Genomic DNA, 16,733 nt, shown 5'->3' on the forward strand with positions numbered 1-16,733 from the left:
GCATCCGGCGACACGCCCGCGACGCTGCACGTCGCGGCCCGTCGGCACCCTAGCTTCGGAGTCAGCGGGAATTGCATACCCAGCATTTCTTTAAACCTCTACATGAGGTTGAAGGTTTAGGGTTCGGGACGATACGGAGGCCGGCGCATGAGCCAGAACCAGAACTACCTCGCGGTGATCAAGGTCGTGGGTGTGGGAGGCGGCGGCGTGAACGCCGTCAACCGCATGATCGAGCTTGGCCTGCGGGGTGTCGAGTTCATTGCAGTGAACACCGACGCTCAGGCGCTGCTGATGAGCGACGCCGACGTCAAACTCGACGTCGGGCGTGAGCTCACCCGCGGACTCGGCGCAGGTGCCGATCCCGAGGTCGGCCGTCGCGCCGCCGAGGACCACGCGGAGGAGATCGAAGAGGCTCTCACCGGCGCCGACATGGTCTTCGTGACCGCCGGCGAGGGTGGCGGCACCGGCACCGGTGGCGCCCCGGTCGTCGCGCGCATCGCGAAGTCGATCGGCGCCCTGACCATCGGTGTCGTGACCAAGCCGTTCTCCTTCGAGGGTCGCCGTCGCCAGAGCCAGGCCGAGCTGGGCGTGTCGAAGCTGAAGGAAGAGGTCGACACCCTCATCGTGGTGCCGAACGACCGTCTGCTGGAGATCAGCGACCGCGGCATCTCGATGATCGAGGCCTTCGCCACGGCCGACCAGGTGCTGCTGGCCGGTGTGCAAGGCATCACCGACCTCATCACGACGCCGGGCCTCATCAACCTCGACTTCGCCGACGTGAAGTCGGTCATGCAGGGGGCGGGATCCGCCCTCATGGGCATCGGTTCCGCTCGCGGCGCCGACCGCGCGATCAAGGCCGCCGAGCTCGCGGTCGAGTCTCCGCTGCTGGAGGCCTCGATCGAAGGCGCCCATGGTGTGCTGCTGTCGATCCAGGGCGGCTCGAACCTCGGCATCTTCGAGATCAACGACGCCGCGCAGCTGGTCAAGGAAGCAGCCCACCCCGAAGCGAACATCATCTTCGGAACGGTGATCGACGACACCCTCGGCGACGAGGTGCGCGTCACGGTCATCGCGGCCGGCTTCGACGGCGGCGAGCCCGCTCTGCGGCTGGACCCGGTGAGCACCCAGCGCACCACGTCCGCTCCCGTGCTGCCGGCGGTTCCGGCCGCCGAGGCAGCCCGCGACGTGCCGGCTCCGGCCGAGACGCCCCGCGAGCGCGAGCACGTGTCGGTCAGTGCGCCGGTGTCGACCGACTCGTACGAGTCGGCGTTCGGTGACGATGACCTGGACATCCCCGACTTCCTGAAGTAACCGTGGATCTCAAGGCACGGCTCGCCGACGTCGACGCGCGCATCGTGGATGCCGCTCGGTCGGCGGGCCGTGACCCGGGGGAGATCACGCGCGTGGTGGTGACCAAGTTCCACCCCGCCTCGCTCGTTCGGGAGCTGTACCACCTGGGCGTGCGCGACGTCGGCGAGAACCGTCAGCAGGAGCTGACCGCGAAGCGGGCGGAACTTGCCGACCTCCCGCACCTGCGGTGGCACTTCGTCGGCCAGGCGCAGACCAACAAGGCCCGGGCCATCCGCGAGGCGGCGGCCGTCGTGCATTCGGTCGACCGCGCGCGGTTGGCCGATGCCCTCGAAGCCGCGGGGCAGTCCGTGGAGGGCGTCCTCGATGTGCTGCTGCAGGTCAACCTCACCGACGACGCGGGACGGGGCGGCACCTCGCCGGACGACGTCCCCCGTCTCGCGGAGCACATCGCCGGCAGCTGTCCGACGTTGCGGGTGCGCGGGGTCATGGGCGTCGCGCCGCTGGACGAGCCGGCGGCGGATGCCTTCGCCCGCCTCGCTGCGGCACGTGACCAGGTGCGCGCGGTGGTGCCCGACGCGGGATGGATGTCAGCCGGGATGACCGGCGATTTTTCGGAGGCGATCGCGGCAGGTGCGACACACCTGCGGATCGGCTCGGCAATCACGGGCCCGAGGCCCGTGCACGGATAGCCTCGGAACACACGAGCGAACCACGGAGGATTTGCGATGTCGAACCCGCTCAAGAAGACCATGGTGTACCTGGGTCTGGCCGACGAGGAAGAGATCTACGAGGAGCCCGCCGCGCAGCAGCAGCCGCAGCCGCGCCGCGAGAAGCCGATCGAGAAGGCTCCCGCCCCGGTCACGCCGATCCACCGTCCCGCCGTGGTGCGCCAGCCCGCGCCCAGCGCGATCAGCGAGATCCTCACGGTGCACCCCAAGCAGTACCGGGACGCCCAGATCATCGCCGAGAACTTCCGCGACGGCATCCCCGTGATCATCAACCTCTCGCAGATGAGCGACGCCGACGCGCGCCGCCTGATCGACTTCGCCAGCGGACTGTCGCTCGGTCTGTTCGGTCGCATCGAGCGCGTGACCAGCAAGGTCTTCCTGCTGTCGCCCGAGAACGTCGCGGTGTCGGGTGATGGTGCTGTCGTGCAGGCCGACCCCGAGGCGCCCGCCTTCGCGCAGTAGTCCGCCGTGGACGTGCTCAAGCTCGTCGCTGCGATCGTCAACTCGCTCCTGCTCGTCTATGTTCTGCTGCTGCTCGTGCGGCTGATCCTCGAGTACATCCCGATGTTCAATCGATCGTGGCGCCCCCGCGGCGCCGGCCTGATCGCGGCGGAGATCGTCTATACGGTCACCGACCCTCCCATCAAGTTCTTCCGCAGGTTCATCCCCCCGCTTCGCCTCGGCCCGGTTGCCGTCGACCTCGCGTTCCCGCTGACGATGCTCGTCTGCTTCGTGCTGCTGTCGATCACGCGCTCGATCGCCGGACCCTGACCGCCCATCCCGCCTCGCGGCCCGTGACCGCTCGCACTATGCTGGGTTGATCGGCCCGCAGAACGCGGGCTGCTCCCGATCGGCCCGCGACGTGAGCTCCGAAAGAGGACCAGACAATGGCTTTGACCCCCGATGACGTCGTCACCAAGCAGTTCCAGCACGTGCGCTTCAAGGAGGGATTCGACCCGGACGAGGTCGATGACTTCCTCGACGAGATCGTCGTCGAGTGGCGCAAGACGATCGCGGAGAACGAAGAGCTGAAGGCGAAGCTCGCCGCCTACGAGTCGGGCGAGACCCCGGCCGCCGCGCCGGCCGCTCAGGCCCCCGCCGAGGTCGAAGAGGTCGAGGCCGTCGAGGTGGTCGCCGAGACCCCCGCCGCCGAGACCTCGCCGGCCGCTCCCGTCGCCGCCAGCGCCGGCATCATCGAGCTCGCGCAGCGTCTGCACGACGAGCACGTGGCCGAGGGCCAGGCTCAGCGCGACAAGCTCATCTCCGAGGCACAGGCACAGGCGGCGTCGATCGTCGCCGAGGCCGAGGCCCGCGGCCGCGACGAGATCGCGCGGCTCGAGAAGGAGCGCGGCGTTCTTGAGGCGCGCATCGCCGAACTCCGCCAGTTCGAGCGCGACTACCGCTCGCAGCTGCGCAGCTACATCGAGGGCAAGCTCCGCGACCTCGACACCACCGGCACGACGTCCGGCTCCGCGCCGGTCTCGGCCGTCGGCCACTAGGCCCGGTCCTTGACGGAACGGACGCCCCTGCGTACGGCGGCGGCCGGCACCATCATCGCGATTCTCGCGGCGCTGGTGCTGGCCGCCGACCAGTTCACGAAGCATCTCGCCCTCGAGGGCCTTCCCTACCAGGAGACGGTTCCGGTCCTCGGCGACTTCTTTCAGCTGTACCTGACCCGCAACCCCGGTGCCGCCTTCTCTCTCGGCGAGGGGGTGACGTGGGTCTTCACCCTCGTGCTGGCCGCCGCCGCCGTGACGATCGTCGTGCTGGCCGTGCGCTCCGTGCGCTCGCGCCTCTGGGCGGTCGTCCTGGGACTGCTCCTCGGTGGCATCCTCGGCAACCTCACCGACCGGCTCGTGCGCGAACCGGGTTTTCTGGTGGGCCACGTGATCGACTTCATCCACACGCCGTGGATGTGGCTCGGGTTCCCCTCCGCGATCTACAACATCGCCGACATCTTCATCGTCACGATGATGATCAGCGTCGCCGTGCTGGTGCTGATCGGCCTGCGGTTCGACGGCACCCGCGAACACCACCGGCACGCCGCGCCTGCGGCATCCGAGGGTGACGCAGCCGCGGCTTCCGACGAGGCCGCGAAGGCCTGAGATGGACAGTCGCAGCGTCCCCGTCCCCGACGGGCTCGACGGCGTACGGGTGGATGCCGCCCTCGCCAAGCTCCTGGGGTTCTCGCGCACCTTCGCCGCAGAAGTGGCCGAGGCCGGCGGTGTCGTGCTCGACGGGCGCACGCTGGGCAAGTCCGACAAGCTCCGCGCCGGCGGCTGGCTCGAGGTGACATGGGCCGAGAAGGAACCCCCGCGGGTCGTCCCCGTCGCCGTTCCCGACCTCGGCATCGTCTACGACGACGACGACATCATCGTGGTCGACAAGCCCGTCGGTGTCGCCGCGCACCCCTCCGTCGGATGGGAGGGGCCGACGGTGCTGGGGGCGCTGGCCGCAGCCGGGTTCCGTGTGGCCACCAGCGGAGCCGCCGAGCGCCAGGGCGTCGTGCACCGGCTCGACGTCGGCACCAGCGGCCTCATGGTCGTGGCCAAGACGGAGAGCGCCTACACCGCCCTCAAACGCGCGTTCAAGGAGCGCACGGTCGAGAAGGTCTACCACGCCGTCGTGCAGGGGCACCCCGACCCGCTCGCGGGCACGATCGACGCGCCCATCGGCCGGCACCCTTCGCACTCGTGGAAGTTCGCCGTCACGCCCGACGGCAAGGACTCCGTCACGCATTACGAGACTATCGAGGCCTTTCCCGGTGCGTCGCTGCTGGAGATCCATCTCGAAACGGGGCGCACGCACCAGATCCGCGTGCACATGGCCGCCCACCGGCATCCGTGCGTCGGGGACCCGCTCTACGGCGCCGACCCCACGATGTCGGCGCGCCTGGGTCTCACGCGGCAGTGGCTGCACGCGCGCGAGCTGTCGTTCGCCCATCCGGCCACGACCGACTGGGTGACCTTCACCTCGCCGTATCCGGCGGATCTTCAGCACGCGCTCGACCTCCTTCGCGGCGACTGAACCGCGGCATCCTCTCCCCGAAGCCGCGGCATCCTCTCCCCGAAACAGGAGAACTCACCGGGGCAGGTGAGTCGCGCCTCATTCGTCCTGTACCGGGTATTCCTCCTGTCCTCGAGACGGGGCAGGATGCCGTCATGGTCATCGAGGTGCGCCCGGCCACGGTCTTCGCGGACGTCGCGACGATCGTCGGTCCCCAGAACCCGGCGTCGAACGTGTGCTTCTGCCTGAGTTACCGCATCCCCTCGCGCGAGAACGTCGCACTGCGAGGGCCGGCGCGAGCGCAGCGCGTGCGGGAGCTGTGCGCCGAGAACCCGCCGCCGGGGGTGCTCGCGTACGACGGTGACGGCGAGGTGGTCGGGTGGGCGGCGGTGTACCCCCGCGCGGGGACGACGTTCGGCCGCAACCGCAGGATCCCGCACATCGACGATGTGGACGTGTGGTCGCTGTGGTGCTTCCGGGTGCGGCCGGGCCACCGCAAGCAGGGCGTCATGTATGCGCTCATCGACGGCGCGGTGGCATATGCGCGGCAGCAAGGCGCACCGGCGATCGAGGGCTACCCGGTGGACAACCGCGGGGAGAAGGTCGACCAGACGATGGCCTACGTCGGCACCCGCAGGCTGTTCGAGCAGGCCGGTTTCCGCAAAGCCGCCGACACCGACGCGATCGCCGGCGGCTTCCCCCGGGTGCTGATGCGGCGGGACCTCTAGCGCCGGGCGGGCGAGGATCGCGTCCCCGCGCCGTTGTGTCCCGTAGCGTCAGGTCCATGAGTGTCGATCGCGATGTCGTTCTGCGCCGCTGGCTCGACGCCGACCGCAGCGCCACCCGCGCCGCCGCCATCACCGTGTCCTTCACGCTGGCGCTCGTGGCCTTTGCCGCGACCCTGCCGCTGTGGGTCCGCGAGAAGCCGATCGTCATGGGCGGTGCGGTGTACTACAACGGCACCGGGTCGAGTTTCCGCTGGGAGTTCGCGGCGGCGGATGCCTGGTGGGTCGCCGGCCTGGTGCTCGCCGTGCCGGCGCTGTTCACGGTGATCGGCGCGGTCCGCGCGCGGCGCCGACTGGCCCGGGCGGAGCGCGACATCCCGTGGGCCGTGGACCTGTCGACGATCGGCGGCGCACTGAGCGAGGCGCAGCGCCGCGCGCAGGTGCGCAGTCGCCAGGCAGACCTCGCCGCCCGGCAGCAGCGGTTCATCGAGCAGAACCGCTCGCGGATTTCGCTGTGGAGCCTGTTCGGCGGACCGCTGGCCTACTTCGTGGGCGGCTGGTTCCTCATCGGGCTCACCCTCGACGTCACCGGTGCGACAGCCACACCGCTGGGCGCATGGCTCTCGCCGCGGTCCTGGTTCCTGCTGCTGCTGCTCCTGCTCCCGTGGTCCGCGCTCGCGATGCGGGCCGACCGTCGCCGGCTCGCCCGGTCTCGGAGCAGCGCCGCCTAGCGACCGCCGCGGAAGGTCGCCGGATCGTCCTCCGCCATCGAGAGGGCGATCTTGCGCACGTGCTCGTGAGTGACGTCGGTCATCTCGCCGAGGCCGTAGAACCCCACCTCGGTCAGCTCGCCGTCGGCGGGGTGCGGGTCGCCCGACACCCACTCGCAGCGGAACACCAGGCCGAGATAGTCCACCTGGTCGCCGTTGGCGTAGGTGATCCTGGGGATCTGCTCCACGAGCGCCAGGCGGGTCGCCTTCACCACGACGCCGGCCTCCTCGAGGCACTCGCGCACGGCGGCATCCGCCGGCTCCTCGCCGGGCTCGACGATGCCCGAGACCGCCTCCCACGCGCCGTTGTCGGCGCGCTTGCCGAGCAGCACCTTCTCGTCGCGGAAGACCACGGCGGTGACGCCGACAAGGGGGAGGGGATCGTGACCGATCCGCTCGCGCAGCGACAGGACGAACTCCGGAGTGGCCATGCTCCCAGCCTAGGCGGCGCGCCCGGCGTCCCGCCTCGGGCGTCGGTGGCCGAACGTAGACTTGATCCGTGGCATCCGACTCCTTCGCTCATCTTCACGTCCACAGCGAGTACTCGATGCTCGACGGCGCCGCCCGCATCGGCGCAATGGTTCAGGAGGCGGTGCGGCTGGACATGCCGGCCATCGCCGTCACCGACCACGGCAACACGTTCGCCGCGTACGAGTTCTACAAGACGGCGAAGGATGCCGGCATCAAGCCGATCATCGGCATCGAGGCGTACGTCACCCCGGGCACCCACCGCAGCGACAAGTCGCGCGTGCGCTGGGGCACACCCGAGCAGAACAGTGACGATGTCTCCGGCTCGGGCGCCTACACGCACATGACCCTGCTGTCGGAGACGACCGAGGGCATGCACAACCTCTTCCGCCTCTCGAGCAAGGCCTCGATCGAGGGCTACTACTTCAAGCCGCGCATGGATCGCGAGCTGCTGCAGACGTACTCCAAGGGCCTCATCGCCACCACCGGCTGCCCGTCCGGCGAGGTGCAGACCCGCCTGCGGCTGGGCCAGTACGACGCGGCGCGCGCGGCGGCGGCGGAGTTCCAGGACATCTTCGGCAAGGACAACTACTTCGCCGAGATCATGGACCACGGCCTGTCGATCGAGCGCCGGGTCATGACCGACCTGCACCGGCTCGCGAAGGACCTCGGCATTCCGCTGGTGGCCACCAACGACCTGCACTACACCCACCAGCACGACGCGACGAGCCACGCGGCACTGCTGTGCGTGCAGTCCGGGTCCACCCTCGACGACCCCAACCGATTCAAGTTCGACGGCGACGGGTACTACGTCAAGTCGCCCGCCGAGATGCGTCAGATCTTCCGCGACCACGAGATCGCGTGCGACAACACGCTGCTCATCGCCGAGCGCTGCAACGTCGAGTTCAACACCTCGGCCAACTACATGCCGCGCTACCCGGTGCCCGACGGCGAGACCGAGGAGAGCTGGTTCGTCAAAGAGGTCGAGAACGGCCTGCACGAGCGGTACCCCGGCGGCATCCCCGACGCGGTGCGCAAGCAGGCGGAGTACGAGACCGGCGTCATCGTGCAGATGGGCTTCCCCGGCTACTTCCTCGTCGTCGCCGACTTCATCAACTGGGCCAAGCGCAACGGCATCCGCGTCGGTCCCGGGCGTGGCTCCGGCGCCGGCTCGATGGCCGCGTACGCGATGAAGATCACCGACCTCGACCCGCTCGAGCACGGCCTGATCTTCGAGCGGTTCCTCAACCCCGACCGCGTCTCCATGCCCGACTTCGACGTCGACTTCGACGACCGTCGCCGCGGCGAGGTGATCCAGTACGTCACCGAGAAGTACGGTGACGAGCGCGTCGCGCAGATCGTCACGTACGGCACCATCAAGGCGAAGCAGGCCCTGAAGGATGCCGGGCGCGTGCTCGGGTTCCCCTTCAGCATGGGGGAGAAGCTCACCAAGGCGATGCCGCCGGCGGTGATGGGCAAGGACATGCCCCTGGGCGGCATGTTCGACCCGAAGCACCCCCGCTACAAGGAGGCCTCCGAGTTCCGCTCCGTCATCGAGAGCGACCCCGAGGCCAAGACCGTGTTCGACACCGCGGTGGGACTCGAGAACCTCAAGCGCCAGTGGGGCGTGCACGCCGCCGGCGTCATCATGTCCAGCGAGCCGCTGATCGACATCATCCCGATCATGAAGCGCGAGCAGGACGGTCAGATCGTCACGCAGTTCGACTACCCGGCGTGCGAGTCCCTCGGCCTCATCAAGATGGACTTCCTGGGGCTGCGCAACCTCACGATCATCGACGACGCGCTCGACAACATCGAGGCCAACCGCGGCGAGAAGGTGGTCCTCGAAGACCTCGCCCTCGACGATCAGGCGGCGTACGACCTGCTGGCGCGGGGTGACACCCTGGGCGTGTTCCAGCTCGACGGCGGACCCATGCGGTCGCTGCTGCGCCTGCTGAAGCCCGACAACTTCGAGGACATCTCGGCCGTCATCGCCCTGTACCGGCCGGGGCCCATGGGAGCGAACTCCCACACCAACTACGCGCTGCGCAAGAACGGGTTGCAGGAGATCACTCCGATCCACCCCGAGCTCGAAGAGCCGCTCGCCGAGATCCTCAGCACCAGCTACGGCCTGATCATCTACCAGGAGCAGGTGATGGCGATCGCCCAGCGGGTGGCCGGGTTCAGCCTGGGTCAGGCCGACATCCTGCGCCGCGCGATGGGCAAGAAGAAGAAGTCCGAGCTCGACAAGCAGTACGCGGGCTTCCAGGCCGGCATGCACGTGAACGGGTTCTCCGACGCCGCCGTCCAGAAGCTGTGGGACATCCTCCTGCCCTTCTCCGACTACGCCTTCAACAAGGCCCACTCCGCCGCCTACGGGCTGGTGTCGTACTGGACGGCGTACCTGAAGGCGCACTATCCCGCCGAATACATGGCGGCGCTGCTCACGAGCGTCGGCGACGCGAAGGACAAGCTCGCGGTGTACCTCAACGAGTGCCGCCGCATGGGCATCCGCGTGCTGCCGCCGGACGTGCGGGAATCCATCCGGTACTTCGCCGCCGTCGGCGAGGACATCCGCTTCGGTCTGGGCGCGGTGCGCAACGTCGGCACCAACGTCGTGGACGGCATCGTGACCGCCCGCGCCGACGACAACTTCGTCAGCTTCCACGACTTCCTCACCAAGGTGCCGATCCACGTCGCCAACAAGCGCACGGTCGAATCTCTCATCAAGGCCGGTGCGTTCGACTCCCTCGGCTCGACGCGCCGCGCGCTCATGGAGATCCACGAGGATGCCACCGAAGCCGCCGTGGATTCCAAGCGCAAGGCGGCCACGGGTGCCATCGGCTTCGACTTCGACAGCCTCTACGACGAGGCCGAGGAGATCATGCCGCCCAAGGTGCCCGAGCGGCCGGAGTGGACCAAGAAGGACAAACTCGCCTTCGAGCGCGAGATGCTCGGCCTGTACGTCTCGGATCACCCGCTGGCGGGCCTCGAGATCCCCCTGGCCAAGCACGCCTCGATGTCAATCCACGACCTGCTGTCCAGCGAGGACGTGCAGGACGGCGACCAGGTCACCGTGGCGGGCCTCGTGACCAGCGTGCAGCACCGGGTAGCCAAGCAGAGTGGCAACCCGTACGGCATGATCACGGTCGAGGACTTCAACGGCGAGGTCACCGTGATGTTCATGGGCAAGACCTACACCGAGTTCCAGTCGATGCTCGTCGCCGACTCCATCCTCGTCGTCCGCGGCCGCGTCTCGCGGCGCGACGACGGGCTGAACCTGCACGGTCAGTCGGCGTTCTCGCCGGATCTGGGTACGACCGACGTCGCAGGCCCGCTCACCCTCACGATGCCCGAGCACCGCGCCACCGAGGCAGTGATCGGCGAACTCGCCCAGGTGCTCACGCGCCACCGCGGCGACACCGAGGTGACGCTGAAGGTGCACAAGGGCGGCATCGCGAAGGTGTTCGAGGTGCCGATGCACGTGCAGGTGACCGCCGATCTCTACGGCGAGCTGAAAGGGCTGCTGGGTCCCCACTGCCTGGGCTGACCGGTACCATCGGATGACCGCGCCTCCGGCGCGACGGCGAAGGGATGAACGTGACCGACGAGCGGCTCGACGAGAACACCGTGAACACCCCCGATCACTCCACCGACGCTCCGGATGCCACGGCGCACGCCGCGCCGGAGTCCGCAGGCGCCCCGCCGCAGTACGGCGTCGGCCCCTTCTCGGTACGCGAGGTGGCGCTCCTGGGCGTCTGGCTCGTGGCCTTCGTCGTGTCGTTCTTCTCCCTGTACCGCGACGACGTGGTCGGGCAGATCGGGGGGATCGGGGGGTCGGTGTGGAACTCGGGTCTGGACTGGATCCTCACCATCGGCGTTCCCACGGTCGCGGTCTTCCTCATCGTGCTGCGCCGGTTCTCGCCCGACGGCATCCGCCGTGTCGGGTCGCTCGGCATCGACCAGTTCGCCTCGGTGGCGTTCTCGGTGTCGACGGTCGTCTGGCTGGCGGCACTGTGGACCAACATCGCGCGCGGCGTGCAGACCGGTGTGTGGCTGAGCAGCTGGGTCGTGTGGGTCGAGTTCTTCCTGATGCTCGCGGGTGTGGTGCTCACCGTCTTCGCCCCGCTGCTGCCGACGCTCTCGGAGGACTTCCAGCACCGGCGTGAGGTGACGGCCCACCGCAACGCGCGGCCGCTGCGACCCGTCGTCGCCCGTCCCGCTCGCGAGCCCCGCCCCGCCCCGGCACCCGCGGCCGCGCAGCCCGCCGATGCCACCTCCGGCACCGCCGGAGCCCCTGCAGCCGGCGGCTACGGGACCGACGCGTACGGTGCCGTGGCGTATGGCGCAGCCGACACGGGCGTCGCCGACTCCGGCGCCGCCCACACGGCGGTCTACGACACCGACAGCTTCGGTGAGAACCCCGACGTCGAGCGCTCGCTGGACGACCAGCCGCTCGTCGCCGCAGCAGACGAGGCCCCCGCCGAAGCCGAGGCGGAGCCGGGTTCGAGCGACGTCGTCGTCGAGGAGGCCGTCGTCGTCTCCAGCGGACCGGTGAGCCAGGCGTTCTGGGCACTCGCGCCCGTCGAGCGGGACGTCGTCGACGCGCAGGGCGCACCGCTTTTCCGCATCGGACCCGACGCGTGGGCGCTCGTCATCGAGGACCGCGGTGAGGTGTACGTCGTGCGCCACGAAGACGGACGTGTGGGATACCTGCACGACGTCTCGGACGTCACGCGGGGCTGACCGCCCGCACACGGCACGGCGGGCCCGGGAGCGGCCGGTAATCTGGAGGGATGCTCCGTACGATCGACCTCCGCGGCCGCACGCTCACCGCGGCCGAGTTGCTGGCATCCGTCCCGCGCGCCCGAGCGGCGCGCGCGGAGGCGCTCACGACGGCGGCAGAGATCGTCCATGATGTCGCCGCGCGTGGCGAGGCCGCGCTGCGCGAGCAGGCGGAGCGCTTCGACGGCGCATCGGGTCACGCCCTGCGGGTGCCGCAGGAGCACGTCGACGAAGCCCTCGCGTCGCTCGATCCGGCGGTGCGCGCCGCGCTCGAAGAAGCCATCCGTCGCGTGCGGGAAGCCTCCGCCGCGCAGGTGCCACCGCCCTCGGCTGTCGAGCTTTCCCCCGGTGCCCGCGTCGAGCAGCGGTGGCGGCCCGTCCGTCGCGCCGGGGTGTACGTCCCCGGCGGCAAGGCCGTCTACCCCTCGAGCGTCGTGATGAACGTCGTGCCCGCGCAGGTCGCCGGCGTCGGCGAGGTGGCCCTCGCATCCCCGCCGCAGCGCGAGCACGGCGGTCGGGTGCACCCGGTGATCCTGGCGGCAGCCGGATTGGTCGGGGTCACCGAGATCTACGCGATGGGCGGCGCCGGCGCGATAGGCGCGTTCGCGTACGGGGTGCCGGCGATCGGGCTGGAGCCGGTCGACGTCGTCACCGGCCCCGGCAACAACTTCGTCGCGGCCGCCAAGCGCGCCGTCGCGGGCGTGGTCGGCACCGACTCCGAGGCCGGGGCGACTGAGATCCTCATCGTCGCCGATGACAGCGCCGACGCGGCGCTGGTCGCGATGGACCTCATCAGCCAGGCCGAGCACGACGAGCAGGCATCCGCCGTGCTGGTGACGCCGTCGCAGGCTCTCGCGACCGCCGTGATCGACGCGGTCACCGAGCGTGCGGCGCGCACCCGGCACGCGGGACGCATCGCCCAGGCGCTGGCGGGGCCGCAGTCGGCCGTGGTGCTCGTCGACGACATCGCCGCGGCGACGGCGGTCAGCAACGCTTACGCCCCCGAGCACCTCGAACTGCACCTCGCCGACCCCCGCGTCGACGACTTCGTCAACGCCGGGGCGGTCTTCGTCGGCGCGGCGTCGCCGGTGAGCCTGGGGGACTACCTCGCCGGAAGCAACCACGTGCTCCCCACCGGCGGTCAGGCCCGCTACGCGGCGGGACTGTCCGCGTCGACGTTCCTCCGTCCACAGCAGATCATCGCGTACGACCAGGCCGCTCTCGCGGAGGTCGCCGACGGGATCGTGGCGCTCGCGACGGCCGAGGACCTCCCCGCGCACGGCGAAGCGGTCACCGCCCGCTTCGGGCGCTAGTCTGTCGGTGCCATGCACTGCCCCTTCTGCCGCCATCCCGACTCCCGCGTCGTCGACTCCCGCACGAGCGACGACGGCCTGAGCATCCGCCGCCGACGCCAGTGTCCCGAGTGCGGCGGACGGTTCTCGACGATCGAGACCGCGAGCCTCAACGTGATCAAGCGCTCCGGCGTCATCGAGCCCTTCAGCCGCGAGAAAGTCATGTCGGGCGTCCGCAAGGCATGCCAGGGGCGCCCCGTCACCGAGGGCGACCTGGCGATCCTCGCCCAGTCTGTCGAGGAGGCGATCCGCCAGACCGGGTCGTCGCAGATCGACACCAACGACATCGGGCTGGCGATTCTCGGGCCCCTGCGCCACCTCGACGAGGTGGCCTACCTGCGCTTCGCGAGCGTCTATCAGGCGTTCGATTCGCTCGAGGATTTCGAGACCGCCATCGCGCAGCTGCGCGCCGACCACGCGACGGCCCGCGCCGCCGTGCACGCGGACTGACCCGCCGGTCTGCAGGTACCGACGATGTATCCCCTTCTCTTCCGAGCCGTCCTCACCCGTCTCGATCCTGAGACCGCGCACCACGCGGCGATGACGGTGATCCGCGCGCTGGGCGCGAAGCCCGTCGCCCCGCTCGTGCGCCGGTTCACGCGGCCGGCACCGCAGCTGCAGACGCAGGCGCTCGGTCTCACGTTCGATTCCCCCTTCGGCGTCGCCGCGGGCTTCGACAAGGACGTCACCGGCGCCGCGGGGCTGTGGGCGCTCGGCTTCGGCCATGTCGAGGTCGGTACACTCACCGCCATCCCGCAGCAGGGCAACCCCCGGCCGCGCCTGTTCCGCCTGGTGCCCGACCGGGCAGTGGTCAACCGCATGGGGTTCAACAACCACGGCGCCGAGGCCGCGGCATCCCGCCTGCGCGCCCTCCGCCGCCGCAGCAAGCGGGCGGTGCTCGGCGTCAACATCGGCAAGAGCCGCGTCGTCGACGTGGCGGATGCCACCGCCGACTACGTCACCAGCACCCGTCTGCTCGCCCCCCTGGCCGACTACCTCGTCGTGAACGTCTCGTCACCGAACACGCCGGGTCTGCGCGGGCTGCAGGCCGTCGAGACGCTGCGGCCTCTCCTGGAGGCAGTGCGCGACGCCTCCGGGAACACCCCGCTGCTGGTGAAGATCGCCCCCGACCTGCCCGACGACGAGATCCGTGCGATCGCGCGCCTCGCCGTCGACGCGGGTCTTTCCGGCATCATCGCCACGAACACGACCATCTCCCGGGAAGGGCTCGTGAGCGACCCCGCGGTGGTCGCGGCCGCCGGCGACGGCGGACTGTCCGGTGCTCCGCTGAAGGCGCGTTCGCTCGCCGTGCTGCGGGTGCTGCGTGCAGCGGTGCCCGAGACGTTCTGCGTCATCTCCGTCGGGGGAGTGGAGACGGCCGGGGACGTGCGCGAACGGCTGGGTGCCGGCGCCGACCTCGTGCAGGGCTACACCGGGTTCCTCTACCGGGGGCCGCTCTGGGCGCGGCAGATCAACCGCGGGCTCAGAAGAGCCGCGCGCTGACGCGCTGCGGTCAGACCTTCGTGCCGCGCTTGACCTGCGGCTTGGGCAGACGCATGAAGCGCATCTGAATCGTGCGCATTGCGGCGTACCAGCCGAGGCCCTTCTCCATGCGCGTGCCGAAGCGGTCCTTCGCGACCTTCTTCACCCGGATCGAGGTGATGATCATGTCGCCGATCACGAAGAGGATGAAGATCCACAGGCCGATGAACGAGTAGTACGTGATGGCCGGGATCGGGATGAAGGTCAGCACGATCACGAGCAGCATCATCGGCATGACGGCCTCGCCGAGGTGCCATCCGGCGTCGACGAAGTCGCGGGCGAACTTACGCTGCGGGCCCTTGTCGCGCGCCGGCAGGTAGCGGTCCTCGCCGTTGGCCATGCCGATGCGGGCCTTCTCGCGCGCGGCGGCGAGCTCCGCCTTCGCGCGGGCGCGGGCCTCCTTGGTGTCGGCCACCAGCGGGCGCTTGCGGGCTGCCTCGCGCTCGGCACGGGAGGGCGTCGGCCGGCCCTTGCCCGGTCCCACCTGCTCGGCGGGCGTCGTCGTCGACGTTTCCTTCGGCGCGGAAGCGGGGGTGTTGGCCACGGGGGATCCTCTGGATAGCGGGAATCGGGTTCGATCTAAGATTACCCGCATGACTTCCGACCTGTCCCGCCCCGAGGCGGTGCGCGCCGCGGCCGCCGCCGCCGTGCCCGCCGCCCTTGCCGACCTGGGCGCGCTGGTGCGCATCCCCTCCATCGCCTTCCCCGGTTTCGACCCCGCCGAGGTGCGTCGGAGCGCAGAGGCCGTGAAGCAGCTCGCCGAGGGGCTCGGCATCTTCGAGCGGGTGGAGGTGCGCGATGCGGCGATCCCCGGCACCGAAGAGCGCGGGATGCCGGCAGTGCTCGCGACCCGCGCTGCGCGCAACGGCCGCCCGACGATCCTGCTCTATGCCCACCACGACGTGCAGCCGGTCGGCGACGACGCACTGTGGGAGTCGCCGCCCTTCGAGCCCACGGTTCGAGACGGCCGCCTCTACGCTCGCGGCGCGGCCGACGACAAGGCCGGTGTGATGGCGCACATCGGCGCCCTCCGCGCGCTCACCGAGGCCCTCGGCCCCGATTTCGATCTCGGCGTCGCCCTGTTCATCGAGGGGGAGGAGGAGGCCGGCTCACGCTCCTTCGCAGCCTTCCTCGAAGAGAACGCAGATGCGCTGCGTGCCGACGTGATCGTCGTGGCGGACTCCGGCAACTGGGATTCGCGCACGCCGGCGGTCACCGTGTCGCTCCGCGGCAACGCGCGCTTCACGCTCACCGTCCGCACGCTCGAGCACGCCTCCCATTCCGGGATGTTCGGGGGCGCGGTGCCGGACGCCATGATGGCCACGGTCCGGCTGCTGTCCACCCTGTGGGATGCCGACGGGAGTGTCGCCGTCGCCGGTATGACCCACCGAGAGGCCCCGACCCCGGAGTACAGCGAGCAGACGCTCCGCGACGAGGCCGGGCTGCCCGACGGGGTGTCCGCCATCGGAGACGGCACCATCCTGAGCCGCATCTGGAACAAGCCGTCCGTGACGGTGACCGGTATCGATGCCCCCAGCGTCGCGAACGCGTCGAACACGCTCAGCCCGGAGGTGTCCGTCGTCATCAGCGCCCGCGTGGCGCCCGGTCAGTCCGCGCAGCAGGCGTACGGGGCGCTGGAGGCCCACCTGCGGGCGAACGCGCCCTTCGGGGCAGAGCTCACCTTCTCGGATGTGGACTTCGGTGACGGCTTCCTCGTCGACACCGCGGGGTGGGCCGTCGAAGATGCGCGCGCCGCGCTCGAGACCGGATACGGGGTGGCCCCCGTCGACATCGGGGTGGGCGGGTCGATCCCGTTCATCGCGGACCTGGTGCGTGTGTTCCCCGAGGCGCAGATCCTCGTCACCGGGGTGGAAGACCCGCACGCGCGTGCGCACAGCCCGAACGAGTCGCTGCACCTGGACACGTTCCGCAATGCGCTGGTCTCCGAGGCGCTCCTGCTGGAGCGGCTGGACGCCAAGAGCCTCTGATCGGGCCGGCTTCCCAGGGACGCGCGTAGAATCGTGGCATCCAGCCGCTCCTGGCGGC

General features: G+C 70.0%; 17 protein-coding genes. 15 read left to right on the forward strand and 2 right to left on the reverse strand.

Features of this window, described 5'->3' with window-relative positions; genetic code table 11:
• Positions 1-147 precede the first annotated feature (147 nt).
• From ftsZ to QNO14_RS05315, 9 genes are all read left to right on the forward strand, one after another.
• Positions 148-1,311, forward strand: coding sequence for a cell division protein FtsZ (gene ftsZ / locus QNO14_RS05275; protein WP_257505840.1), 1,164 nt, complete (start codon positions 148-150; stop codon positions 1,309-1,311).
• 2 nt (positions 1,312-1,313) lie between these two features.
• The gene (locus QNO14_RS05280; protein ID WP_257505841.1) at positions 1,314-2,000 is read left to right on the forward strand and encodes a YggS family pyridoxal phosphate-dependent enzyme; all 687 of its coding nucleotides are present in this window, start codon (positions 1,314-1,316) and stop codon (positions 1,998-2,000) included.
• A gap of 36 nt (positions 2,001-2,036) precedes the next feature.
• A complete protein-coding gene (locus QNO14_RS05285) occupies positions 2,037-2,501 on the forward strand; it encodes a cell division protein SepF (protein WP_257495959.1) in 465 nt (154 codons plus the stop codon).
• Positions 2,502-2,507: 6 nt separating this feature from the next.
• Entirely contained in the window at positions 2,508-2,810 is a 303-nt protein-coding gene (locus tag QNO14_RS05290) for a YggT family protein (protein ID WP_257505842.1), read from the forward strand.
• A 116-nt stretch (positions 2,811-2,926) separates the two neighbouring features.
• Positions 2,927-3,538 carry a DivIVA domain-containing protein gene (locus QNO14_RS05295; protein WP_257495961.1) on the forward strand — a complete coding sequence of 204 codons (612 nt, stop codon included), beginning with the start codon at positions 2,927-2,929 and terminating at the stop codon, positions 3,536-3,538.
• A 9-nt stretch (positions 3,539-3,547) separates the two neighbouring features.
• Positions 3,548-4,144: a signal peptidase II gene (gene lspA / locus QNO14_RS05300; RefSeq protein WP_257505843.1), complete on the forward strand. Its 597-nt coding sequence runs from the start codon at positions 3,548-3,550 to the stop codon at positions 4,142-4,144.
• A gap of 1 nt (position 4,145) precedes the next feature.
• The gene (locus QNO14_RS05305; protein ID WP_257495963.1) at positions 4,146-5,066 is read left to right on the forward strand and encodes an RluA family pseudouridine synthase; all 921 of its coding nucleotides are present in this window, start codon (positions 4,146-4,148) and stop codon (positions 5,064-5,066) included.
• A 134-nt stretch (positions 5,067-5,200) separates the two neighbouring features.
• A complete protein-coding gene (locus tag QNO14_RS05310; RefSeq protein WP_257505844.1) occupies positions 5,201-5,773 on the forward strand; it encodes a GNAT family N-acetyltransferase in 573 nt (190 codons plus the stop codon).
• 56 nt (positions 5,774-5,829) lie between these two features.
• Positions 5,830-6,501, forward strand: a complete 672-nt coding sequence (locus tag QNO14_RS05315) for a hypothetical protein (RefSeq protein ID WP_257505845.1) — start codon at positions 5,830-5,832, stop codon at positions 6,499-6,501.
• Here the strand turns inward: QNO14_RS05315 and QNO14_RS05320 are convergent.
• Entirely contained in the window at positions 6,498-6,971 is a 474-nt protein-coding gene (locus QNO14_RS05320) for an NUDIX hydrolase (protein ID WP_257505846.1), read from the reverse strand. The two genes, QNO14_RS05315 and QNO14_RS05320, sit on opposite strands and share 4 nt — an antisense overlap.
• 116 nt (positions 6,972-7,087) lie before the next feature.
• Between QNO14_RS05320 and dnaE the strand changes: the two genes are divergently transcribed.
• The 5 genes from dnaE to QNO14_RS05345 are packed head-to-tail and all read left to right on the forward strand — an operon-like array spanning position 7,088 to position 14,648.
• Positions 7,088-10,558 carry a DNA polymerase III subunit alpha gene (gene dnaE / locus QNO14_RS05325; RefSeq protein WP_374113956.1) on the forward strand — a complete coding sequence of 1,157 codons (3,471 nt, stop codon included), beginning with the start codon at positions 7,088-7,090 and terminating at the stop codon, positions 10,556-10,558.
• A 44-nt stretch (positions 10,559-10,602) separates the two neighbouring features.
• A complete protein-coding gene (locus QNO14_RS05330; RefSeq protein ID WP_374113942.1) occupies positions 10,603-11,754 on the forward strand; it encodes a hypothetical protein in 1,152 nt (383 codons plus the stop codon).
• 50 nt (positions 11,755-11,804) lie between these two features.
• Positions 11,805-13,106, forward strand: coding sequence for a histidinol dehydrogenase (gene hisD / locus QNO14_RS05335; protein ID WP_257505850.1), 1,302 nt, complete (start codon positions 11,805-11,807; stop codon positions 13,104-13,106).
• A 12-nt stretch (positions 13,107-13,118) separates the two neighbouring features.
• The gene (nrdR, locus tag QNO14_RS05340; RefSeq protein WP_257495970.1) at positions 13,119-13,595 is read left to right on the forward strand and encodes a transcriptional regulator NrdR; all 477 of its coding nucleotides are present in this window, start codon (positions 13,119-13,121) and stop codon (positions 13,593-13,595) included.
• A 24-nt stretch (positions 13,596-13,619) separates the two neighbouring features.
• Entirely contained in the window at positions 13,620-14,648 is a 1,029-nt protein-coding gene (locus tag QNO14_RS05345) for a quinone-dependent dihydroorotate dehydrogenase (protein ID WP_257505851.1), read from the forward strand.
• A gap of 10 nt (positions 14,649-14,658) precedes the next feature.
• Here the strand turns inward: QNO14_RS05345 and QNO14_RS05350 are convergent, their stop codons facing one another.
• Complete coding sequence (locus tag QNO14_RS05350; protein WP_257495972.1) at positions 14,659-15,231, reverse strand: DUF3043 domain-containing protein; 573 nt, start codon at positions 15,229-15,231, stop codon at positions 14,659-14,661.
• 49 nt (positions 15,232-15,280) lie between these two features.
• Between QNO14_RS05350 and QNO14_RS05355 the strand changes: the two genes are divergently transcribed.
• Complete coding sequence (locus QNO14_RS05355) at positions 15,281-16,675, forward strand: dipeptidase (protein WP_257505852.1); 1,395 nt, start codon at positions 15,281-15,283, stop codon at positions 16,673-16,675.
• Positions 16,676-16,733: the final 58 nt, after the last annotated feature.

The sequence above is a fragment of the Microbacterium sp. zg-Y625 genome (genome assembly GCF_030246925.1).
In the GTDB taxonomy this organism is placed as follows: domain Bacteria; phylum Actinomycetota; class Actinomycetes; order Actinomycetales; family Microbacteriaceae; genus Microbacterium; species Microbacterium jiangjiandongii.